Annotated in this window: 24 protein-coding genes and 1 other annotated feature; of the genes, 9 read left to right on the plus strand and 15 right to left on the minus strand. The window is 49.6% G+C overall.

Translation table 11 applies throughout. The features are described 5' to 3' along the window. Positions 1 to 131: 131 nt before the first annotated feature. Entirely contained in the window at positions 132 to 980 is an 849-nt protein-coding gene (locus JK154_RS02325; protein ID WP_211990857.1) for an ion transporter, read from the plus strand. Positions 981 to 1,103: 123 nt separating this feature from the next. Here the strand turns inward: JK154_RS02325 and JK154_RS02330 are convergent, their stop codons facing one another. Continuing rightward, entirely contained in the window at positions 1,104 to 1,427 is a 324-nt protein-coding gene (locus JK154_RS02330) for an HI1450 family dsDNA-mimic protein (RefSeq protein WP_211990858.1), read from the minus strand. Positions 1,428 to 1,476: 49 nt separating this feature from the next. Beyond that, the gene (cls, locus tag JK154_RS02335; protein WP_211990859.1) at positions 1,477 to 2,937 is read right to left on the minus strand and encodes a cardiolipin synthase; all 1,461 of its coding nucleotides are present in this window, start codon (positions 2,935 to 2,937) and stop codon (positions 1,477 to 1,479) included. Positions 2,938 to 3,086: 149 nt separating this feature from the next. Here cls and JK154_RS02340 point away from each other — a divergent pair, with 149 nt between their 5' ends. Continuing rightward, positions 3,087 to 3,260: a YciY family protein gene (locus JK154_RS02340; RefSeq protein ID WP_211990860.1), complete on the plus strand. Its 174-nt coding sequence runs from the start codon at positions 3,087 to 3,089 to the stop codon at positions 3,258 to 3,260. 298 nt (positions 3,261 to 3,558) lie between these two features. Here JK154_RS02340 and JK154_RS02345 read toward each other — a convergent pair whose 3' ends face one another. Next, the gene (locus tag JK154_RS02345; protein ID WP_211990861.1) at positions 3,559 to 4,092 is read right to left on the minus strand and encodes a hypothetical protein; all 534 of its coding nucleotides are present in this window, start codon (positions 4,090 to 4,092) and stop codon (positions 3,559 to 3,561) included. A 193-nt stretch (positions 4,093 to 4,285) separates the two neighbouring features. Further along, a complete protein-coding gene (locus JK154_RS02350) occupies positions 4,286 to 4,582 on the minus strand; it encodes a YciI family protein (RefSeq protein WP_211990862.1) in 297 nt (98 codons plus the stop codon). 220 nt (positions 4,583 to 4,802) lie between these two features. On the opposite strand from JK154_RS02350, the gene JK154_RS02355 reads away from it, so the two are divergent. Further along, positions 4,803 to 5,567 (plus strand): energy transducer TonB, encoded by a 765-nt coding sequence (locus tag JK154_RS02355; RefSeq protein WP_211990951.1) that lies wholly within the window; start codon positions 4,803 to 4,805, stop codon positions 5,565 to 5,567. Positions 5,568 to 5,719: 152 nt separating this feature from the next. On the opposite strand, the gene yciA is transcribed toward JK154_RS02355, so the two are convergent. Genes yciA through JK154_RS02370 form a run of 3 tightly spaced genes read right to left on the minus strand, consistent with a single transcriptional unit; the run spans position 5,720 to position 7,455 of the window. Continuing rightward, positions 5,720 to 6,115, minus strand: coding sequence for an acyl-CoA thioester hydrolase YciA (gene yciA, locus JK154_RS02360; protein WP_211990863.1), 396 nt, complete (start codon positions 6,113 to 6,115; stop codon positions 5,720 to 5,722). After that, entirely contained in the window at positions 6,115 to 6,654 is a 540-nt protein-coding gene (locus tag JK154_RS02365; protein WP_211990864.1) for a septation protein A, read from the minus strand. The genes yciA and JK154_RS02365 overlap by 1 nt, the downstream gene beginning before the upstream one ends. 57 nt (positions 6,655 to 6,711) lie before the next feature. Beyond that, positions 6,712 to 7,455 carry a YciC family protein gene (locus tag JK154_RS02370; protein ID WP_211990865.1) on the minus strand — a complete coding sequence of 248 codons (744 nt, stop codon included), beginning with the start codon at positions 7,453 to 7,455 and terminating at the stop codon, positions 6,712 to 6,714. 451 nt (positions 7,456 to 7,906) lie between these two features. On the opposite strand from JK154_RS02370, the gene ompW reads away from it, so the two are divergent. Continuing rightward, entirely contained in the window at positions 7,907 to 8,542 is a 636-nt protein-coding gene (ompW, locus tag JK154_RS02375; protein ID WP_211990866.1) for an outer membrane protein OmpW, read from the plus strand. A gap of 114 nt (positions 8,543 to 8,656) precedes the next feature. Here ompW and trpA read toward each other — a convergent pair whose 3' ends face one another. The 5 genes from trpA to JK154_RS02400 are packed head-to-tail and all read right to left on the minus strand — an operon-like array spanning position 8,657 to position 15,188. Beyond that, positions 8,657 to 9,463, minus strand: a complete 807-nt coding sequence (trpA, locus tag JK154_RS02380) for a tryptophan synthase subunit alpha (RefSeq protein ID WP_211990867.1) — start codon at positions 9,461 to 9,463, stop codon at positions 8,657 to 8,659. Next, on the minus strand, positions 9,463 to 10,656 hold the full coding sequence (gene trpB / locus JK154_RS02385) for a tryptophan synthase subunit beta (RefSeq protein ID WP_211990868.1): 1,194 nt from the start codon (positions 10,654 to 10,656) through the stop codon (positions 9,463 to 9,465). Before trpB ends, trpA begins: the two co-directional genes overlap by 1 nt. A 9-nt stretch (positions 10,657 to 10,665) precedes the next feature. Next, on the minus strand, positions 10,666 to 12,027 hold the full coding sequence (gene trpCF, locus JK154_RS02390) for a bifunctional indole-3-glycerol-phosphate synthase TrpC/phosphoribosylanthranilate isomerase TrpF (RefSeq protein WP_211990869.1): 1,362 nt from the start codon (positions 12,025 to 12,027) through the stop codon (positions 10,666 to 10,668). A gap of 3 nt (positions 12,028 to 12,030) precedes the next feature. After that, positions 12,031 to 13,626, minus strand: coding sequence for a bifunctional anthranilate synthase glutamate amidotransferase component TrpG/anthranilate phosphoribosyltransferase TrpD (gene trpD, locus JK154_RS02395; protein WP_211990870.1), 1,596 nt, complete (start codon positions 13,624 to 13,626; stop codon positions 12,031 to 12,033). Next, the gene (locus JK154_RS02400; RefSeq protein WP_211990871.1) at positions 13,626 to 15,188 is read right to left on the minus strand and encodes an anthranilate synthase component 1; all 1,563 of its coding nucleotides are present in this window, start codon (positions 15,186 to 15,188) and stop codon (positions 13,626 to 13,628) included. The genes trpD and JK154_RS02400 overlap by 1 nt, the downstream gene beginning before the upstream one ends. A 21-nt stretch (positions 15,189 to 15,209) precedes the next feature. After that, positions 15,210 to 15,303: a sequence feature (Trp leader region), on the minus strand. A 160-nt stretch (positions 15,304 to 15,463) separates the two neighbouring features. Between JK154_RS02400 and JK154_RS02405 the strand changes: the two genes are divergently transcribed. From JK154_RS02405 to rluB, 4 genes are all read left to right on the plus strand, one after another. Further along, positions 15,464 to 16,324, plus strand: coding sequence for a PHP domain-containing protein (locus tag JK154_RS02405; RefSeq protein WP_211990872.1), 861 nt, complete (start codon positions 15,464 to 15,466; stop codon positions 16,322 to 16,324). 17 nt (positions 16,325 to 16,341) lie between these two features. Further along, entirely contained in the window at positions 16,342 to 16,962 is a 621-nt protein-coding gene (locus tag JK154_RS02410; protein WP_211990873.1) for an L-threonylcarbamoyladenylate synthase, read from the plus strand. Positions 16,963 to 16,971: 9 nt separating this feature from the next. Then, positions 16,972 to 17,781 carry a MerR family transcriptional regulator gene (locus JK154_RS02415; protein WP_211990874.1) on the plus strand — a complete coding sequence of 270 codons (810 nt, stop codon included), beginning with the start codon at positions 16,972 to 16,974 and terminating at the stop codon, positions 17,779 to 17,781. 347 nt (positions 17,782 to 18,128) lie between these two features. Next, entirely contained in the window at positions 18,129 to 18,995 is an 867-nt protein-coding gene (gene rluB, locus JK154_RS02420) for a 23S rRNA pseudouridine(2605) synthase RluB (RefSeq protein ID WP_211990875.1), read from the plus strand. A 57-nt stretch (positions 18,996 to 19,052) separates the two neighbouring features. Here the strand turns inward: rluB and cobO are convergent, their stop codons facing one another. Continuing rightward, the gene (gene cobO, locus JK154_RS02425) at positions 19,053 to 19,643 is read right to left on the minus strand and encodes a cob(I)yrinic acid a,c-diamide adenosyltransferase (RefSeq protein ID WP_211990876.1); all 591 of its coding nucleotides are present in this window, start codon (positions 19,641 to 19,643) and stop codon (positions 19,053 to 19,055) included. Next, a complete protein-coding gene (locus tag JK154_RS02430; RefSeq protein ID WP_211990877.1) occupies positions 19,640 to 20,401 on the minus strand; it encodes a YciK family oxidoreductase in 762 nt (253 codons plus the stop codon). The genes cobO and JK154_RS02430 overlap by 4 nt, the downstream gene beginning before the upstream one ends. A gap of 235 nt (positions 20,402 to 20,636) precedes the next feature. Here JK154_RS02430 and sohB point away from each other — a divergent pair, with 235 nt between their 5' ends. Continuing rightward, entirely contained in the window at positions 20,637 to 21,686 is a 1,050-nt protein-coding gene (sohB, locus tag JK154_RS02435; RefSeq protein ID WP_211990878.1) for a protease SohB, read from the plus strand. A gap of 64 nt (positions 21,687 to 21,750) precedes the next feature. Here sohB and JK154_RS02440 read toward each other — a convergent pair whose 3' ends face one another. Next, positions 21,751 to 21,996 (minus strand): YciN family protein, encoded by a 246-nt coding sequence (locus JK154_RS02440; RefSeq protein WP_211990879.1) that lies wholly within the window; start codon positions 21,994 to 21,996, stop codon positions 21,751 to 21,753. Position 21,997: the final 1 nt, after the last annotated feature.

The raw sequence follows: 21,997 nt of genomic DNA on the forward strand, positions 1-21,997 counted from the left end.
GATGAATCGGGATACAGGGCTGGCCATTGTCAGTTAATCAGCGCCTAATAACCTTTTCATGTGCTCTGTTTATTCGTTATCCTCGAAATCCCTGATTTATACTCTTTCTTTTTCTATTGGTGAGGCTCCCGGTGCTCAGGCATTTTTCATCCCTCAGGCGTCTGGTATATCGTTATCTGTTTGATCAGGCAACCCGTTCAGGGCGATGCATTGAGGCATTCTGTGGAATACTGGCGCTACTCAGTGTGGTGGTGATATTTATTGAGTCCAGTATTGGCAGTGATAGTAACCTCACGCTCGACGAATGGTATCTTTTTATTGGTGTGGAACTCTTTTTTACACTGATGTTTACCCTGGAGTACATTCTGCGAGTACTTAGCTGGCCCAAACCAGCCCGTTATATTTTTAGTTTTTGGGGGGTTATTGACCTTGCGACGACAATACCGCTCTATGTATTGTGGTTATGGCCTGAATTTTCAGTGCATTATTACTTTGCCTGGCGTTCAATGCGGGCCATTCGTGTATTGCGTATTCTGAAACTACTGCGCTATATGCCTGCTTTGCAGAGCCTGAAACGCAGCATTATGAATGCCAGCCATCAGCTAATCCTGTTCTTCTCGTTCATCATGGTGCTGATGATCGCATCTGGCGCGATTATGTTTGGGATAGAGGGCAAGGCCAATGGTTTCACGAGTCTTGGGGCTTCGGTCTATTGGGCGATTGTGACGGTTACCACGGTGGGTTACGGTGATATTGTGCCCCATACTGCTTTTGGTCGCTTCCTGGCCTCGTTACTGATCTTGGTTGGCTACTCAGTGATTGCCATCCCAACCGGTATTCTGACCGCCCAAATGTCCCAGGACTTGCAGCGGAAAGAGCGTCTTCGCACCTGTTCTCGTTGTCATCAGCAGGATCACGAGTCTGACGCTCACTATTGCAAGACATGTGGTGAGCATCTGCCACAGACTGAGCAAAAATAACGCAGTTACTGCGGCACTCTGTGGTGCAATTAAAAAGGGAGAGAAACAGCGTTTCACTCCCTTTTTTTTCGCCATGCTGACGAAACCACCGGCGTTATTCAGTACGCGTCACGGCAGTGGCTACTATTCACGCCACAAGATATGGCACAGCTTATGGTCTTTCTCGCGACACAGTAAAACCCGGGCAAAGATATCATTGATTTCCTCACCATCACTTTCGGCCAGGCCGATAACGACCTCAGCAAAAAAGTCAGGGTTCAGATCAAAGTCTACGTGCTCACTCCAGTCTTCTGCGGGATCGAACAACTCCGCGCCACCACGTTCTTCAAACTGTAAGTTAAATAAAATAATATCAGCGGGGTCGAGATTATCCCCGGCCAGTTCCAGGAAAATATCATACGCTTGCTCCAGGGTTTCGTCTTCGGTCAAGCGGTTATTTAAATCCATAGGGTATTCCATCTCTTTGCTCAATGTTCAGATGCTTAAGCCGGCACTTTTACAGTAACGGACTGAAAAAGTAAAATAGTCGCTCAACCATACGGTTCCAGAACGGGCGCTTTTGCCACTCTTCCTGGGTCAGCAGACGTGAACGGGAAATATAGTCGTTCTGTACCGCCGAGAGGTCGCTGGCGAAACCTGCGTCATCGACTGCCAGGGTGATCTCAAGATTTAACCACAAACTGCGCATATCCAGATTAACCGTCCCCACCAGACTTAACTGACCATCGACCAGGATACTTTTGGTATGTAACAACCCGCCTTCAAACTGATAAATCTTGACCCCTGCTTCGAGCAGCTCGGTAAAGAAGGCACGACTGGCCCAGTCCACCAACAGGGAATCATTCTTACGTGGCAGGATAATACTGACATCAACCCCACGCTGTGCGGCAGCACAAATAGCATGCAGTAAATCATCACTGGGAACCAGGTAAGGGGTCGTCATGATTAAATAATTGCGTGCGGAATATGTGGCAGTCAGAAGCGCCTGATGGATGAGGTCTTCCGGGAAACCCGGGCCTGAGGCGATAGTGTGAATAGTATGCCCGGTAGCCTCTTCAAACGGCATAATATTTTGATCCGGTGGGGGGGGTAAAATGCGTTTACCGGTTTCAACCTCCCAGTCACAGGCGTAGACAATTCCCATCACGCTGGTGACAGGCCCCTCCATTCGGGCCATTAAGTCTATCCACTGGCCCACATTAGCGTCCTGCTTAAAGTAACGTGGATCAACCATATTCATACTACCAGTGTACGATATATAGTTATCGATCATGACCATCTTACGGTGTTGGCGTAAGTCCATACGTCGCAGAAATGCCCGCATAATATTGACTTTTAATGCCTCCACTACGTCGATACCGGCGGCGCGCATTTTTTTAGCCCAGGGACTGCGGAAGAACGCCTTACTCCCAGCGGAATCGAGCATCAGGCGGCAGTGGACACCACGCCTTGCTGCCGTCATCAGTGCTTCAGCAACGTCGTCAGCCATGCCCCCGGGCTGCCAAATATAGAACACCATCTCGATATGATGGCGCGCCAGATGAATATCACGAATCATGGCTGTCATGGATTCATCGGACTGGGTAAAAAGCTGTAGTTGATTACCTTTAATACCAGCAATTCCCTGACGATGCTCACACAACTTGAACAGGTTTATTGCCACATCGCTGTTATCTTTAGCAAAAATCCGGCCATAAGCCTTTAAATTTTGCAGCCATTTCTGTGTGGAGGGCCACATCGCTTGCGCGCGTTCAACCCGTTTTTTACCGAGGTGCAGTTCGCCTATTAACAGATAAGTCACCACCCCCAATAAAGGCAGGATATGAATAATCAGCAGCCATGTCATGGTTGACGTCGCTGGGCGGCGTTTCATTAGAATACGAATTGTGACACCGGCAATAATCAGCCAGTATCCCAAAATGATCAGCCAGCTTAGTATGCTAAAAATTGTTGTCATGCGCTCAATATATCCCATTAAAGCGTAAACATAAGTGAATAGGCATAATTAACTCTTTTTCATATTAAATAAACAATGTATAAAACGAGTGGTTTGCCTGGTTGATATCCCTATAATACCGGGTCTTCTTAAAAAAATAGAGTGATAAAATGAGACGCAGCAGAACTGAAGTAGGGCGCTGGCGTATGTTGCGTCAGCAGCAGCGGCGCAGAACACGCTGGCTGGAGAGTCAGTCCCGGCGTAATTTACGTATTTATGCCATTCGGAAGTCTTCTATCAACCATCAGCGTAATTCATTGCTGTTTGCTATTCATGACAGATAAAAACGAATCAGACATGCTATTTGAGGATATCCTGGGGAATATTTTATGGAAAGGTCTTCGGTTTTTTCTGAAATAATCCTTTCTGTTTCGCCCTGGTAAAACTTTCCCCTGGAGCCCAAAGCACTCTTCGCATCCGGCGGCGCCAATAAAAGTGACGGCAACGCCCTGATGGTATTAATATGAGATGCCGTCACGGGTACTTCTGCTGGTGCAGAACGGGGCACTCGCTATGGCGGGGTGACTCTCGTGAGTTTCATCCCGTAACTGACGACGGGTCATAACGCTTTTGCGGGCCGATTCAACGGGAGGGAAAAATCCTTATATCAGCCAGCCTGTTATCCCAGAACGTAAAGGTTATCCCTTGATGTTCATAATCCATTGAATGTTCTTGCGCACCTGGAAGGGCACCAAACGCTGAAATAACGCTGTCGCTCTCTGCTGTAGGAACGCCATAAGCCGCATAGACCTCTTCAACGGAACTGTCTTTCCCTATTCCTTTATCTGTCTTGCCATAAAAAGTCGTATATTCCGGTAATCTGTAGTAGAGGAAGATGGTCTTTATTTTTCCATTAACATCATATGCAGTATCTATCCCTTTTGAGGGAAGCAACAAGTATCCGTCTTTTGTGACAAAGTGCGGCGAGAAATGTGTTCTGGCATGTTGAATCGAGTCATTTAACGAAAGATTTTCAATACCAACCCCCGGTGTTATCAGGTACCCTTGCTCGGTTTTTTCCAGGCCCGGTGACGGGCTGCACCCTGCCAGACTGAGACAAAAAAAGGCAAATAATACAGTCCTGATTCGGTGAATTCTTGTTTTATTTGTTTTCACAGGAAACCTCTTTCTGATTAACATCAGATGAATGGTGCCGTTCTGGAACTGTAGTTGCTTCGTTACTGATGGCTGCGCACTGTCAGTCAGCGGGGTTGAGATGGGCGCAATAAGAATAAGGAAATTGCGCCCGCGTTATATATCTGACCGGTGACTATATAACCAATTGATATTTAATCATTTAATGAATCAGTTAAAAAACTTTTTTGAACGGTTTTACCACGACATTTTCATAAACGCCCGCACCGACATAAGGGTCATTATCCGCCCAGATTTTTGCCTCTTCCAGTGAGTTGAACTCAGCAATAACAGCTGAACCGGTAAAGCCGGCAGCACCGGGGTCATTGCTGTCAATGGCGGGCAGGGGGCCTGCGGTCAGTAAACGACCTTCATCACGCAGTTTTTGCAGACGAGCCAAATGATCCGGGCGTGCAGCAAGGCGTTTTTCCAGAGAGTGGGCAATATCCTGGGCAAAAATAACGTATAACATACAGAATTCCTGAACTGATTAGAGGTGAAAATACAGTAAGTTAATGGTGACGGAACTGCAAATAAAAGATAAAGAACACGTTAATATACGTTTGTGAGCATTAGCATTTATCGCGGCGACGGACAAAGTAACAGGTTTTAACCGATGTATTGTTGAATATGATTGCTATTTGCATTTAGAATTAACTTCTCCTGGTTAAACTGAAAAAATTATGACGTCAATGCACCTTGATTTACCTCGCCGCTTTCCGTGGTCAACCGTACTGTCTGTCACCCTCCATGGTGCTGTCGTCGTTGGGCTTCTCTACGTCTCGGTACATAAGGTCGTTGAACAACCTGCCCCGTCGCAGGTTATCAGTGTGAGTATGGTGGCGCCGTCATCATTAGAGCCTCCGAAACCAGAAGCAGTTGAGCCGCAGCCAGAACCCGTGGCAGAGCCGGTCGCAGAACCCGAACCAGTTGCAGTGCCAGAACCAGAACCCATTCCTGAGCCCCCGCAAGAGGCGCCAGTGGTGATTGAAAAACCCAAGCCTAAACCCAAGCCCAAGCCTAAACCAGAACCGGTTAAAAAAGTGACACCGCCAAAACCGGTGAATAAACCAGTAGCAAAGGCGGCTGAACCGGTTAATACCGCTCCACTGTCTGAAACAGCGCCAGCAAATCAGGCAGCGTCATCCGCGACGGCATCCCGGGCTGCACCATCTCCTTCTGTAACCAGTGGACCTCGCCCTGTATCACGGAGTGAACCTCAGTACCCAGCACGTGCCTATGCCTTGCGTCAGGAGGGTAAAGTCAGCGTTAAATTTGATATTGGTGACGACGGAAGCCTGCGCAATATAGAGATCCTGTCCGCGAAGCCCAGCAATATGTTTGAACGTGAGGTGAGACTGGCGATGAGAAAATGGCGTTATGAAAGCGGCAAGCCAGCGAAAGGGATCGTTGTAAATATTTCTTTCCAGATTAACAGTGGTTCTAAAGTCGAATAAGGTTCACCCACACGGAGTGAGCCCCGGGCCATAGCTGGGCGTAGTAGTGGCGGGTGTTACGGTTGTTGCATCAGGATGGTGATTAACTGTCTTCTGAGAGGGCGTAATAGGGCGATGTTATCATCATTGCCCTATTACGCCGGACAACAAGGTTACCCCTCGGCGGGTAGCTGGCGGGGTTTACCTTCATGGTCTACAGCAACATAAATAAAGACCGCTTCTGTGGCTTTATACCGTTGACCAATCGGATCACTGGCGACCTTTTTAACCCAAACTTCAATATTAATGGTAATGGACGTTTTGCCGCGCTTAATACAATTCGCATAGCAGCATACAACATCACCGACAGCGACGGGTTTGAGGAACGTCATGCCGTCAACACGCACAGTGACGACACGTCCATGGGCTATTTCTTTAGCCTGAATGGCACCGCCGAGATCCATTTGTGACATTAACCAGCCACCAAAAATATCACCGTTAGCATTGGTATCAGCAGGCATGGCCATGGTTCGCATGACCAGGTCACCCTGGGGTAATTGTTCTGACATTATTGTTTGTCCTGAGGCTGCATATGACGATAGATATAGACGCCACTTAACAAAGTAAATACCAGCATCAATGCCGTCAAGCCGAAGACTTTAAAGTTGATCCAGATATCCTCTGATAACCAAAAAGCTACATAGATATTGAGTAAGCCACAGACGATAAAGAACAGTGCCCAGGCGACGTTAAGCCTGGCCCAGACTTCAGCTGGCAGGGTGATTTCTTTACCAAGAAGCCCCTGGATTAACAGCTTTTTCATCACATACTGAGTAAACAGCAGAGCAATGGCGAACAGGGCATAGATGATGGATACTTTCCATTTAATAAATTCAGGATTATGGAAATAGATGGTCAGACTGCCGAAGACGGCAACCATCACAAAAGTGACCAGCGTCATTTTTTCGACTTTGCGGTATTTATACCAGCTGTAAATAAGTGCGACACCGGTGGCGATAATCAGCGCCCAAGTACCGACGAAAATGTCGTACATCTTGTAGAAGATGAAAAAAATAATCAGGGGCAGAAAATCGAGAAACTGCTTCATAAGTGGATTCCGTTAACAGATGATGCCTGGCAGACAACCCGCCAGGCATCGGTAGAATTATGGACGTATCAGCATAAATAAGCGGAACAGGTAGATAAGTAAGATTGCTGAGATCAAATTACTGATGGTATTAGCTATCACTGCCCCCACTTCTGGTGAAAACGCAGCAAAAGAAGAGACCATAAACAGCAAAGCTGTTTTAGCCGCTAACCAGAGTACAACAGCAGGCGTCACTAAGCGCATATTCGCCCATGCCAGTTGAACGCTCTGGCGGATGGACTGGAAAATGCCTGCTTTGTCTTGCACCAGAATGACCGGAGCCATCGACAAAAGAATCGCAAACAGAACCCCGGGTACCACTACCAGCATAATGCCAATCTGAACCACCAGCGTTGTGATAAAAATCAGTACCAGCATTTTTGGCAGAACAGGAGCGGCGGCACCAATGGCCCGTAATGCGCTGACGCGATGACCATTTGAAACAATTTGCATTAGCACCAACATGCCACCCGCTAAAATGGCATTACCAATCAGGCCAGAAAACGTCGACACGGCGGACGCCTTCAATAACACACGCTGCTGCTCGGGTGTCATATTCTGAACCAAGTCAAACAACCCCGTGCTACCCACCAGATTGTCACCTTCGTTCAGAATGGCCATTTGCTGTTCACCGGGTGAAAGCGCATTGCTAAACAGCACCGATATTAGGGCGCAAAGCAGTGCAATCAGCAGAATAGTCACAAACTGATGGCGTAAAAAATTTCCCGTGTCACGGTACACAGAACCTGCCGTGATAGACATGCACTCTCCTCGGTATTGCTTGCAGTTATAAATCAACGAGTAATTGTACCCTGGATGCTGGGCGCTGGCATCTATAACTCCTGTTATGCATGACCAAATATTAGGGTTCTTTGGTGGAATTCTGGCACCAGATAAGATCCATCCTGGGTTTTATTCAGACTATGTCAGCTGATGTAAATAATGCACGAAATGACGGACTCTCTGTCGGCATGCTAATGACGCAAGGCGGTAAACAGCCGCCCGGTTTTCTGAACGTGATTGGAGGGGGATATCGGTGGGAAACAACATTTTATGATCCAGATCACACCGATTCTTTTTAACAGCCTGAATCAAAATTAATCCAGATCAATGAATGTGACGTTAGCCTGTAAACAGGCACCATTGCCCGATCACTTTACCGGTATTTACCCGTATATTTGCTGACGATAAAACCATATCAAGGCAGATAAAGATGAAAAAATTGACGTTGGCATTAGTGGCATTAATGGGAATGTCTGGGGCTGCGGAAGCACATCAGGCGGGTGATTTCTTTATGCGTGCTGGGACCGCAACTGTGCGTCCAAACGCCAGTTCCGACAGCGTTCTGGGCATGGGCGAATTCAGCATCGACAATAATACCCAGCTTGGTCTGACTTTTGACTACATGGTGACGGATAATGTCGGGATTGAGCTGCTGGCCGCTACCCCGTTTCGCCACAGAGTCGGCCTTGGCCCGACCGGTACACTGGCAACCGTTCATCAACTCCCACCAACCCTGATGGCACAGTGGTATTTTGGTGATGCTAACAGTAAGGTTCGCCCTTATGTCGGGGCGGGTATCAACTACACCATGTTCTTTAAAACCGACTTCAATGATACGGGTAAAGATGCAGGTTTGAGTAACCTGAGTGTTAAAAACTCATGGGGTGCGGCAGGTCAGGTCGGTCTGGATTACATGATCAATAAAGACTGGATGCTTAACATGTCTGTCTGGTACATCAATATCGATACTAAAGTGCGATTCGATGCGGGTGAGGCAGGGCGTCAAAGTATTGATACCAAAATCAATCCTTGGGTGTTTATGTTCGGGGCGGGTTATCGCTTCTAGTGATCAGGCACTCCGCAAATTTAGGGGTGTTTTAGCCTTATCAGACGAAACGGATAAAGTGACACCGTCACTTTATCCGTTTTACTTTATGAGGTAATGGCATCAGCCGTCAATTTACTGACGTGTAGCCGCTTTCATTTCGGCGACAAACTGTTTCAGGCGTTCAAGCATGTGTTCAGGGGCATCGAGATGGTTCTCAATGATTTTCACAATCGCGGAGCCAGAAATGGCCCCCGCGGCACCTGCTTTAATCGCCTCACGCACTTGTGATGGCTCTGAAATACCAAAACCGAGCAGAGCCGGGGCTGCATGATACTCAGTGAGTTTTTCAATCAGGTGGTGCAAGGGCAACTGAGCGCGACTCTCGGCACCTGTAACTCCAGCACGTGAAACCAGATAGGTGTAGCCACGGCCCCGTGACGCAATGTCACGCAGCAGCGCATCATCCCCATTAGGTGGACAGATGAAAATAGGGGCCACGTCATGGTGCAGTGCCGCGTTACGAAAAACTTCAGACTCTTCCACGGGGACATCCGCAACCAACACAGAGTCAACCCCCACAGCGGCACATTTGGCGTAAAATGCCTCAACACCCGGGCTAAATACCAGATTGGCATACATCAGTAAACCAATCGGTAAGTCCGGATACTTCTGGCGGACAAGGGTCAGCATTTCAAAGCACTGGGCGGGGGTAACGCCGGCAGCGAAAGCACGCAGATTGGCATTCTGGATGGTTGGACCATCTGCCAGGGGATCAGAAAAGGGGATACCCAACTCTAAAGCATCCGCGCCACCTTCAACCAGGGCATCAATGATACGCAGTGACAGCTCAGGGCCAGGGTCACCGAGTGTAACAAAGGGAACAAAAGCGCCTTCTTTCTTTTCCTGCAGTTGTTTAAACAGTTGGTGATAGCGTTCCATTAAATTTCCCCTCGCGCTTTCAGAATATCATAGACGGTGAAAATATCTTTATCGCCACGACCAGAGAGGTTCACCACCAGGAGTTGCTCTTTTTCCGGGTTTTCCCGGATCATTTTCAGGGCATATGCCAGGGCGTGTGACGATTCCAGTGCGGGGATAATGCCCTCCTGGCGGCTCAGATCTTTAAAAGCCTCCAGCGCTTCATCATCAGTAATGGAGACATAATCCGCGCGACCAATACTGTTCAGGTAGGCATGCTGTGGCCCGACCGACGGGAAGTCCAGACCCGCAGAAATAGAATACGACTCTTCAATCTGGCCATCCTCGGTCTGCATCATTGGGGATTTCATACCGAAGTAGATGCCCACCCGACCATGCTTCAGTGGTGCGCCATGTTCACCGGTTTCAATGCCATGACCTGCAGGTTCCACTCCAATCAGGCCCACTCCGGCATCATCAATAAAGTCTGCAAACATCCCGATGGCGTTGGAACCCCCCCCGATACAGGCAATCACAGCGTCAGGCAGACGCCCCTCTTTTTCGAGGATTTGTGCTTTGGTTTCCTCACCAATCATACGCTGAAATTCACGGACAATCGTTGGGTAAGGGTGCGGGCCTGCAGCGGTGCCCAGCATATAGTGTGCGGTTTCATAGTTGCCAGACCAGTCGCGCAGTGCCTCATTGCAGGCATCTTTCAGGGTGGACGACCCACTGTGGACAGGGATCACCTCTGCGCCCATCAGACGCATACGGAATACGTTTGGAGACTGGCGTTCAACATCCTTAGCGCCCATGTAGATCCGGCATTTCAGCCCCAGCAGGGCGGATGCCAGTGCTGAGGCCACACCATGCTGACCCGCCCCCGTCTCAGCAATGATTTCGGTTTTCCCCATACGTTTTGCCAGCAAAGCCTGCCCCAGAACCTGGTTGGTCTTATGAGCACCACCGTGTAGCAGATCTTCACGTTTCAGATAGAGCGTCGTACGGGTGTCAGCCGTTAAATTACGGCATTTGGTCAAGGCGGTGGGGCGCCCGGCGTAATTTTTTAGCAAATCGGTAAATTCGGCCTGAAACGCCGGGTCGGTTTGAGCCGCGACAAACGCCTCTTCAAGCTGGCGTAACGCAGGCATCAGGATCTGGGGGACATACATACCACCAAACTCGCCAAAATAGGGGTTCAATAAGGTCATCACAACATCTCCTTAGTAAGCTCGCAGGGCCTGGAAGACCGCAGCCAGCTTGTGAGCATCTTTAATACCTGGCGCGCTTTCCACACCAGAGTTAAAATCCAGACCGGCGCAGCCCAGTTTAGCCGCACTCAGACAATTACTTTCATTCAAGCCACCCGCCAGCAGAACATTATCCAGTGGCTGGTCTGCCAGCAGGCCCCAGTCGAAAGACTGCCCGCTGCCGCCCTGGCCATTATCCAGGACATATTTGTCAACCTGCTGGATGTTGCGTGCTGGCAGTGAAGCGCCCACGCTGAGGGCCTTCCAAATTTCAACAGCTGCAGGTAGCGCTTCACGCAACGTATTGATATAAGTCTGATCCTCGTCCCCATGTAACTGAACGGCGGCAAGCTTCAGGGCGATGGCCTTGGCCACGACATCATCAATTGGCTGGTTGCGGAAGACGCCCACGTAACGCAGTGGGGCAGCGGTAATTATCGCCATCGCCTGCTGCTGAGTGACCTGGCGGGGAGAGGCCGGAACAAAAATCAATCCGCCATAGTTTGCACCGGCATGGTAAGCCGCGGCGGCATCTTCAGGGCGTGTCAAACCGCAGACTTTGTTCGCTCCCAGGAGTACCCGACGGACGCCCAGAGCCAGGTCAGGTTCACCCATTAACGCCGAGCCGATTAAAAAACCGTTGGCATAATGACTGAGTTCCCGTACCTGAGCATAGGTATTAATGCCCGATTCACTGATCACTGTCACATCACGTGGCAGTCGAGGGGCAAGCTGCCGGGTACGGTCAAGAGTGATGGAAAGATCGCGTAAGTTGCGATTATTAATTCCGACCACTTTGGCTTCCAGGGCAATGGCTCGTACCAGCTCCTCCTCAGTACTGACCTCCGTCAGTACCCCCATATTCAGACTGTGGGCGACGGCGGCCAGACGGCGGTACTGCTCATCATCCAGCACGGAGAGCATCAACAAACAGGCATCTGCCTGGTAGAAACGGGCCAGATAAATCTGGTAGGGATCAATAATAAAGTCTTTGCATAGTACGGGCTGAGTCACCTGCGCCCTGACCAGGGGCAGATAGTCGAAACTACCCTGAAAATATTTTTCGTCGGTTAAGACTGAAATCGCTGATGCATAGTGCTTATACACACTGGCAATCTGTTGTGGGTCAAAATTTTCGCGGATCACGCCCTTGGATGGGGACGCTTTCTTGCATTCAAGAATAAATACGGTACGTGGTCCGCTCAGAGCCTGATAAAAATCACGGTCACTGGTTACTATCTGTTCTTGAAAGTGTTCCAGCGGTTGCTGTTGTTTCCGCGCGGCAACCCACAGTGCTTTGTCGGCGACGATTTTAGTTAATACGGTCTCTTGCATGGCTTATCCTCTCCCTGCCAGGGCGGTAACGCGCGAGTAGGCGGCCCCACTACGAATGACCTTCAGTACCTGTCGGGCATTCTCTTTCAAATCTTCATGACCATGTAAACGCATCAGCATGGCGACATTGGCTGCCACAGCAGACTCATGGGCAATGTCACCTTTACCTTGTAACAGCCGGGTGAGAATGTCACGGTTTTCTTCAGGCGAACCGCCTGCCAGCGCCTCCTGAACATAAGGTTCCAGGCCAAAATCCGCCGACGTTAAGGTATAGCTGCTGACTTCGCCATCGCGCAGCTCCGCTACCTGTGTCGGGGCATGCAGGGAGACCTCATCCATTCCGCCGCTGTGTACGACTGCTGCCCGCTTGTAACCTAACATACGTAAAGTTTCAGCAATGGGCAGGACCAGTTCCGGGCTGTAGACACCAATCAGTGCCAGAGGGGGATGGGCCGGGTTAATCAGTGGCCCCAGTACGTTGAACAGAGTCCGTGTTTTCAGCTGTTGCCGTACCGGCATGGCGTGGCGGAAACCTGTATGATACTTGGGCGCGAATAAGAAACAGATCCCCAATTCGTCCAGTGCCTGGCGGGATGCTTCCGCACTCATATCCAGGTTAATACCGAAGGCGGCTAATAAATCAGATGAACCGGATCGGCTGGAAACACTACGGTTCCCGTGTTTAGCCACTTTCATGCCCAAAGCGGCGGCAACAAAGGCACTGGCGGTGGAAATATTAATGCTGTTGCTGCCATCACCACCAGTACCGACAATATCGGTAAACTCGTAGTCTGGTGTTGGAAAGGCACTGGCATGTTCCAGCAGGGCACTCGCTGCGCCGGCTATCTCATGAGGATGTTCACCACGAACTTTCATACTCACCAACGCCGCGGCTAACTGTTCAGGCTTTAATTCGCCACGTACAATACCGGAGAAAAGCTGGTGGCTATCATCCCGACTCAGTGTCTTGCCTTGATATAACTGGTCCAGTATGGGCTGTAACGTATTGGTCTGTTTCAGTTTCAGGAGTGCCCAGTCAAGCGTCTGCTCCAGTAATCGCGCACCTTGGGTGGTGAGCACGGACTCAGGATGGAATTGGAAACCCGCAACGCGATCGACCTCGTGACGTACTGCCATAACCATACCATCGAACTGGGCATTGATGGTTAATCCCGCGGGAATATTACTGCCCACCAGGGAATGGTAACGGGCCACCGGTAACGGGTTTGGCAGGCCGGCAAACATCCCTTCACCGTCATGGGTAATGGCTGACGCTTTACCGTGCAGGATCTCACCCGCTTGTCCAACATAGCCACCGTAGGCTTCAACAATCGCCTGGTGCCCCAGGCAGATACCTATAATGGGTAAACGTCCTTTTAAACGGGTCAGCAGTTCTGGCATACAACCCGCCTCACTGGGGGTGCCTGGACCAGGTGAAAGCATCAGTACAGGGTTATTCATGGTTCCCAGACGGTCAATTAACGTTTGTGCGGGCAGATGGTTACGATAAATTACGACATTATGCCCACTCGCACGCAGCTGGTCTGCCAGGTTATAAGTAAAAGAGTCGATATTATCGAGCAGCAGAATATCAGCCATTAGAAACGCTCCTGAGCATGGTGTGCACTGGCAATCGCACGCAGAACTGCGCGGGCTTTATTACGGGTTTCGTCTGCTTCAGACTGGGGATCGGAGTCAAGAACGACACCCGCACCCGCCTGGACGGTTGCGATCCCTTCTTCAACATAGGCAGAACGAATAACAATACAGGTGTCCAGCGTTCCGGCAGCGGTGAAATATCCCACGGCACCGCCGTAGCTTCCCCGGCGCACTCCTTCGGCCTCAGCAATGAGCTGCATGGCTCTGACTTTAGGTGCTCCACTGAGCGTCCCCATATTCATACAGGCCCGATAGGCATGGAGTGCATCAAGGTCATGGCGCAACTCTCCGACGACGCGGGAAACCAAATGCATAACAAAAGAGTAGCGGTCCACTTTAGTTAAATCGGCTACGTAACGACTGCCTGGTGTACAAATCCGGGCCAGATCATTTCGGGCTAAATCAACCAGCATCAGGTGTTCGGACAACTCTTTTTGATCGGTGCGCATTTCCAGCTCAATACGGCTGTCTAAATCGCGATCCAATGAGCCATCAGGACGACGCCCACGAGGACGTGTACCGGCAATAGGGTAAATTTCAATCTGGCGGTTACTGGCGTCATATTTCAGTGAGCTTTCCGGTGACGCACCAAACAGGGTGAAATCGTTATCCTGCATAAAGAACATATAAGGGCTGGGATTGCTCTTTTTCAGGGTTTGGTAAGCCGCCAGTGGTGACGGGCAAGGCAGAGAAAAACGGCGTGATGGTACGACCTGGAAAATCTCCCCGGCACGGATTGATTTCTGCATCTGGCGAACCACGGCACCGTAAGCTTCATCGCTTTGATTGACATCATAACGCAGGGAATTAACCACCTGGACGGGGACGCTGTCTACAGGCTCCTCCATCTGGGCTTTTATCTGTGCCATCCGCCCCTTGAGACGTGTTTTCTCGCTTTCCAGCGGCGTGAACAGACTAGCCTGAATCCGGGTTTGCTGTTTCTGATGATCGATAATCAGTAAGGTTTCCGCCAAATAGAAACAGTAATCAGGGCAATTATTATCTCTTTCAACTGGCGGCAAGGCTTCAAATCCGGCAACCAGATCATAGGCAAACAGTCCACCAAAAAACATGGCTTCACGTTCAGCTGTTGGCACATTCACGCATGCCTGCAACAGACGAAAAGCATCAAAGACCGACAGGGAACAGAGGCGGGCATCTTCATCCAGTAATGCACTGACAGCCGGGAAGTGCAAAACCCGTGACGAGGGGTGCTGCTCGCTTTTCACATCGTCAGGCAAAACGTTGTCCAGTAACGGGAGTAGTGCCGCACCGTTTGGAGACAGTGCCTGTAACGTTACCGTATTGCCCTCAGCAATAATGCGCATCGCGCTGTCAACCAGTAACAGACTTTTTAAATCGTCTTTGCTGTTGATATCCGCAGATTCCAGCAATAACGTTGCCGGGCGGGCACCACAAAGTTTGTGGAACAGGGCTGTTGGGTTTTCACAGTAAGCTGCCTCACTGCTCAGTAATTCAAGTGTGTATTTTTGTGGTTGCATGGAATGTCTCAAATTTTGTTCATAAAAAAGCCCGCATGGTGGCGGGCTGGATATCTGTGCTGACAAATAGCATGAATGCGCGCGCCGTCCTGTTTTAGGAAGTACGCCAACCACGGTTTAAACAAATCATCGCTTTCATATTCAGATACCTGACTAAGTGAACTTTCGTACTAGTAAACTAGTTCACAGGGAAGTTGTCAATAGCGATTTTTTTAAACCACTGAATATCGGTATGATAGGGCACCCAGATCAATTTTTTGTTTGCCGGAGCTATTTTGAACGAAACAGGGCGGGTCATCATTCACGACTTACATAGCCATACCTCAGCCTCTGACGGTGTTCTTTCCCCGGATGCGTTGGTGCAGCGAGCGGTGGACATGCGGGTTAATGTACTGGCCATTACGGATCACGATACAGTTGCCGGTATTGCTCCCGCCAGACAAGCCATTGCGGACGCGAATTTGCCATTACAGCTTGTCAGTGGGGTGGAAATATCCACACTCTGGGAAAATATTGAGATTCATGTTGTGGGGCTGAATATTGAAGAGACGCATCCGCAGATCACTCACTTGTTGCGCGCCCAGAGCGAACGCCGACAGCAGCGAGCCGTGCTGATTGCCGAGCGTCTTGATAAAGCCAAAATTCCGGGGGCACTGGAGGGCGCTATGCGACATGCCCAGGGGGGCGAGATTACCCGGGGGCACTTTGCGCGCTTCCTGGTGGAGGAGAAACGAGCAAATAGCATTGCTGATGTTTTCAAAAAGTATCTTGCAAAAGGTAAAACGGGATATGTTGCCCCTCAATGGTGTACTATACAGCAGGCAATTGATGTGATTCACCAGGCGGGTGGACAGGCGGTTTTAGCCCATCCGGCACGCTACGGTTTGAGCGCCAAATGGTTAAAACGACTGTTAGCGTATTTTTCCGAATGTGGCGGAGATGCCATGGAAGTCGCACAGTGCCAGCAAGCACCTAACGAACGTACTTTGCTGGCAAGTTATGCCCGACAATTTAATTTACTGGCCTCACAAGGCTCCGATTTCCATCAGCCTTGCGCATGGATCGAGCTGGGGCGCAAATTATGGCTGCCTGCAGGTGTTGAACCAGTATGGCTGCGCTGGGCAAATTGCCCTTAGTAAGAAGAGATAAGTCTATGAGTCTGTTTTTGTATATTCACCCGGATAACCCCCAGCCCCGTTTGATCAATCAAGCTGTGGAGGTGATTCGCAAAGGTGGGGTTATTGTTTACCCTACCGATTCCGGCTATGCACTGGGCTGCAAAATTGAAGATAAAAGCGCGATGGAGCGTATATGCCGAATTCGCCAGTTACCGGACGGGCATAATTTTACGTTAATGTGTCGGGATTTGTCTGAGTTGTCTACTTATGCTTTTGTTGATAACGTGGCATTTCGTTTAATTAAAAATAACACGCCAGGTAATTATACTTTTGTGCTTAAAGGTACAAAAGAGGTGCCGCGCCGTCTGTTGCAGGAGAAACGTAAAACCATTGGCTTGCGCGTCCCCTCCAATCCGATAGCCCAGGCCTTACTGGAAGTATTAAATGAACCGATGCTTTCGACATCGTTAATGTTGCCCGGCAGTGAGTTTACCGAATCAGACCCGGAAGAGATAAAAGACAGGCTGGAAAAAGTTGTCGACGCAATTATTCACGGGGGGTATTTGGGGCAGCAACCGACAACAGTGATTGACCTGACCGAAGATACGCCGATAATTCTGCGTGAGGGGGTTGGTGACGTCACACCTTTTCTGTAAGGGAAAACTATGGCACGTTTCAATATTGATGTCTTTGCCTCTCAGTGTGGTGTTACCCCAGCCAATATTCGGAGCTGGCAACGTTATGGGCTGATAACCCCTCACATTGATGAAAAAGGCCATCGTTTTTTTGATATTGACCACTGCACAAGAGTTCGTGAAATCGTTGGCTGGCTGGAGAAGGGCGTAGCACTCAGTAGCATGCTCGCGATACTTAATGGGGCTGAGACGTGTCGCGCATCTGGCTGGTTTGACGTACAAGAACACTTTCTCACTTATTGCCAGCAGCAGCAGCCCGCCAGACTCCGGAATTTGATGTGGCGTCACGGTCGGGATATTCCACCGGCCATTTTCATTGATGAAGTTATCCGCCCGCTACGGGCCTGGATCAATGCCGATAAACGGGCAGACTTGCAGATGGCCAAAGCGGTGCTGGACAGCACCATTATTGAATACGCAACTTTTGTACTGGCCAGCGGACGTAAGCGTTTTGGTGGCAGCATGTACATTCTGGCCATGTCATTGAAAGACAGCGTCGATATTTGGCTGGAATCTATACGGTATGCCAGCGATGGTTTCCGGGTCGAAGTCTTAAGTAGTGTGGTGATATTGCCTAAACTGGAAAAAATAAACGCTGATCATATTATGATTTGGGTTGATAAGGTATTAAACGGCCGGCAGCTTAAAGAGTATAGCCGCTGGATAACCGAGGGCAGACCCGTCTTTTTAATTGGACCAGCAGCGAAAGAGACCCAAAAAATACTGGATACGAATATCAGTCACAGTCAGTGCGTGAGTGAATCATCCAGTCAGCGTTAGTCGTTAAGTGAACTGTATTTTTGCCGTTCCTTCTCAGGATGATATGCGGCAGTTAACTGCCTGGTTCCCGACCGGGAACGTGCCTGATTTTGTCCCCGGGTGAGTGCCCTGACAGTGGTCATATTGTTAAAATCACACGAATATAACTTGATGAACCATTTAATCTAAAATTCGTGTAGTATGTGCGCCCACGAATCATTGTGTGTGACAGCCGATGTAACGCATTATTTTGCCGCGCTGTATACCATGAAAGAGTTACTTATCAGTAAGTTAGTTGATATTTCATTAACTTATTGTTTTTTCTAAAGAATAGTAGACGCCTGTGAAGGCGACACCGAGGAAGCTCAATGAGCGAAAAGTTACAAAAAGTACTGGCTCGTGCTGGTCATGGATCTCGTCGTGAGATTGAAACAATTATCTCTGCAGGCCGCGTAAGTGTTGACGGTAAAGTCGCCACGCTGGGGGATCGTGTGGACGTCACCCCAGGGCTTAAAATTCGTATTGACGGCCATCTGATCTCGGTGAAAGAGTCTGTTGAGCAGATTTGCCGTGTACTGGCCTATTATAAGCCAGAAGGGGAACTCTGTACCCGTAACGATCCGGAAGGTCGCCCTACGGTGTTTGATCGTTTGCCTAAATTACGTGGAGCACGCTGGATAGCGGTTGGACGCCTTGATGTGAATACCTGTGGTCTGTTGCTGTTTACCACTGATGGTGAGCTGGCTAACCGCCTGATGCACCCAAGCCGTGAAGTTGAGCGGGAATATGCTGTTCGGGTATTTGGTCAGATTGATGAAGATAAAATCAAACAGCTTTCACGGGGTGTACAGTTAGAAGATGGCCCGGCAGCCTTTAAAACGATTAAATTCAGTGGCGGGGAAGGGATTAACCAGTGGTACAACGTCACCCTGACTGAGGGGCGTAATCGTGAAGTTCGCCGCTTATGGGAGGCGGTTGGTGTCCAGGTCAGTCGCCTGATCCGTGTTCGTTACGGTGATATCAACCTGCCAAAAGGTTTACCACGGGGTGGATACACTGAACTTGATTTGGGGCCGACCAACTACCTGCGTACTTTAGTTGGTTTAGATGAAGAGACCGGCAGTAAAGTTGCGGTAGAAAAAGATCGCCGTCGTCTGAAAGCGAACCAAATTCGCCGGGCGGTAAAGCGTCACGGTCAGGTGACAGGGCGTCGTTCCGGTGGGCGCAGTAGCTAAACCCGCGAATCTTATGCAGAGGGAAACCCATATTCCCTCTGAAATTCACGGTTCCTGTTAGTAATCAATCCCTATCTGAGCTTTAACCCCGCTGTCAAAAGCATGTTTTACTGGCCGCATTTCACTGACGGTATCAGCCAGCTCGACCAGATCCCGATGACAAGCGCGACCGGTGATAATCACGGTTTGGTGTGCCGGGCGTGCATTAAGGGCCGCTATCACCTCTTCCAGCGCTAAATAGTCATAGGTAACCATATAGGTCAGCTCATCGAGCACCACCAGGTCAAGGTGTTCGTCAGCCAGCATACGTATGGCATGTTCCCAGACAGCCTGACAAGCTGCTTTATCCGTTTCCCTGTTTTGCGTTTCCCAGGTGAAACCCGTACCCATGACCTGGAATTCAACGCCTGCTGATTCCAGCATATTTCGCTCACCATTAGGCCATGTGCCTTTAATAAACTGAATAACGCCGGCTTTTTTCTGATGGCCTACAGTGCGAGTCACTGTCCCGAACGCGGCGGTTGTTTTGCCTTTACCATTGCCGGTAAACACCATCAAAATGCCGCGCTCCTCTTGAGCACTGGCTACCCGGGCATCTACTTGCTCTTTTTGACGTTGTTGTCGTTGCTGATAACGTGATTCACTCATTGGGCTATTCCTGGTTTACGCTGGGGCTGTGCATCGAAACTGATGCCTGACTGGTGATGGCTATCATCAGCCATCAACCACACATAAAGTGGCATCAAATCGGTGGGGGTCTTGAGTTTATTCGGATCTTCGGTGGGAAACGCTTTGGCACGCATTGCCGTACGCGTTCCCCCCGGGTTGACACAATTAACCCGTAAATTTTGTTCACGATATTCATCTGCCAGAACTTGCATCATGCCCTCAGTCGCGAATTTGGAGACCGCATAAGCCCCCCAGTCAGCCCGGCCTTGTTTACCCACACTCGAACTGGTGAATACCAGCGAGGGTCTGGTGGCGTTAAGCAGCAGGGGTAACAGTGCCTGAGTCAGAAAAAAGGTCACATTGACATTGACCTGCATCACCGCCTCCCAGGTGGTGGGATCTTGCTCTGCCATTGGCCCCAAATCACCGAGGATCCCTGCGTTATGCAAGATACCATCAAGATGCGAGATCTTTTTAGCCAGCCGATCAGCCAGTTCACGGCAATCGTCCGCCGTTGCGCTGGCGTAATCCAGCAATAGCACGTCAGCTTCAGGTAAGCCTTGCTGATGAATGGATTCTGCTACAGCGCGCAATTTGCTTTCATTGCGCCCCACCAGAATAACAGACGCACCGTGCCTGGCGTAGGTTATCGCGGCCTCACGGCCAATCCCGTCACTTGCCCCAGTCACAAGAATAATACGCTGCTCCAGGCAATTTTCTGTTGGTTGGTAATGCAAAATAGACTCCCCGGAATGGAATAACACGGCGAATGTGATAGCGTCATTGCAGGCTGACTGGCGTTATATTCATGGATCAGCCTGATTATTCCTGACACTTGTCACCTGGAAATAAACGGCATTCAGGCGACTCACCTGTTCTCCATTGTGCCATTTTTATCGTAGTTTACAGATAGAAGGCTATTTCAGGTACACTTAGTGAAATAAATACTGTTCAGTAATAAAGGCGGAACTTGTGGATCTACTTGCGAATTATGGACTTTTCCTGGCAAAAATCGTTACGGTCGTCGTGGCGATTGCCGCGATTGCGATAGTTATCGCTAATATCGCGCTACGCAGAAATAACACACCTGGAGAGTTAAAGGTAACCAACCTGAGCGAGCAGTACCAGGAGATGCAACAAGAGATGCACGTTGCTATGCTCGACGGTCATCAACAAAAGCTGTGGCATAAAGAAGAAAAGAAGAAACACAAACTGGAAGCAAAAGAAGCTAAAGCACGGGCGAAGCGAGGTGAAACGGCGAGTTCGGGTAAACCGAGTCTGTTTGTGCTTGATTTCAATGGCAGTATGGATGCTCATGAAGTGGGTGCGCTGCGGGAAGAAATTACCGCAGTACTGGCGGTATTTAAACCCCAGGATGAAGTCTTGTTGCGTCTGGAAAGCCCGGGTGGGGTGGTGCATGGTTACGGTCTGGCGGCCTCACAATTGCAACGCTTACGTGAAAAACAGGTCCCTTTGACGGTGGCTGTTGATAAAGTCGCTGCCAGCGGCGGCTACATGATGGCTTGTGTCGCCGGGCGCATTGTTGCGGCACCCTTTTCTATTATCGGGTCGATAGGTGTTGTCGCCCAGGTGCCTAATTTCCATCGTTTGTTGCAACGGCACAATATTGATGTGGAGCTGCACACGGCAGGGCAGTATAAACGTACTTTAACCCTGTTTGGTGAGAATACTGAACAAGGCCGGGAAAAGTTCCGTGAAGACTTGAATGAAACACATCTGTTGTTTAAACAGTTCGTGCATGAGATGCGTCCAGGACTGGATATTGATGCGGTGGCCACGGGGGAACACTGGTATGGCGTTCAGGCAAAAGAGCGCGGTCTGGTGGACGATATATCCACCAGTGATGACTTGATCTTGTCAATGATGAAAGAGTATGACGTGGTACAAGTGCGTTTTGCTAAACGTAAAAAAATGATGGATCGTTTCACCCGTAGTGCTGCGCAAAGTATTGACCGGTTGCTGCTGCGCTGGTGGCAGAGGGGTGAGAAGCCCTTACTGTAAATCTGCGTTATTCGTCTGGTGGCTGACAGGCAGCGTTGTCCTGCTTTGCTACAGGGGACGCGATTCAGTCAACCAGACGGTATTTTTCAGACAGCATATGGCTAAGGTGTTTATACATGTTGAACATGGCGGTACTTTTTGTAGTAGGTAACCCTTGTTCATCAAGAAAGTATTCGCCTTTAAAAATCAAAACACCCTTTTTCTGTTCTACACTGGTGACAGCCATGCCATGAATAAAATCTTCATGTTCCTGGATGATCTTATTCGCTTCGGCCAGTAGGGATGCACTATTGATGGGTTGAGTTTGCATG

The sequence above is a fragment of the Citrobacter sp. JGM124 genome, assembly GCF_018257795.1.
GTDB lineage: Bacteria > Pseudomonadota > Gammaproteobacteria > Enterobacterales > Enterobacteriaceae > JGM124.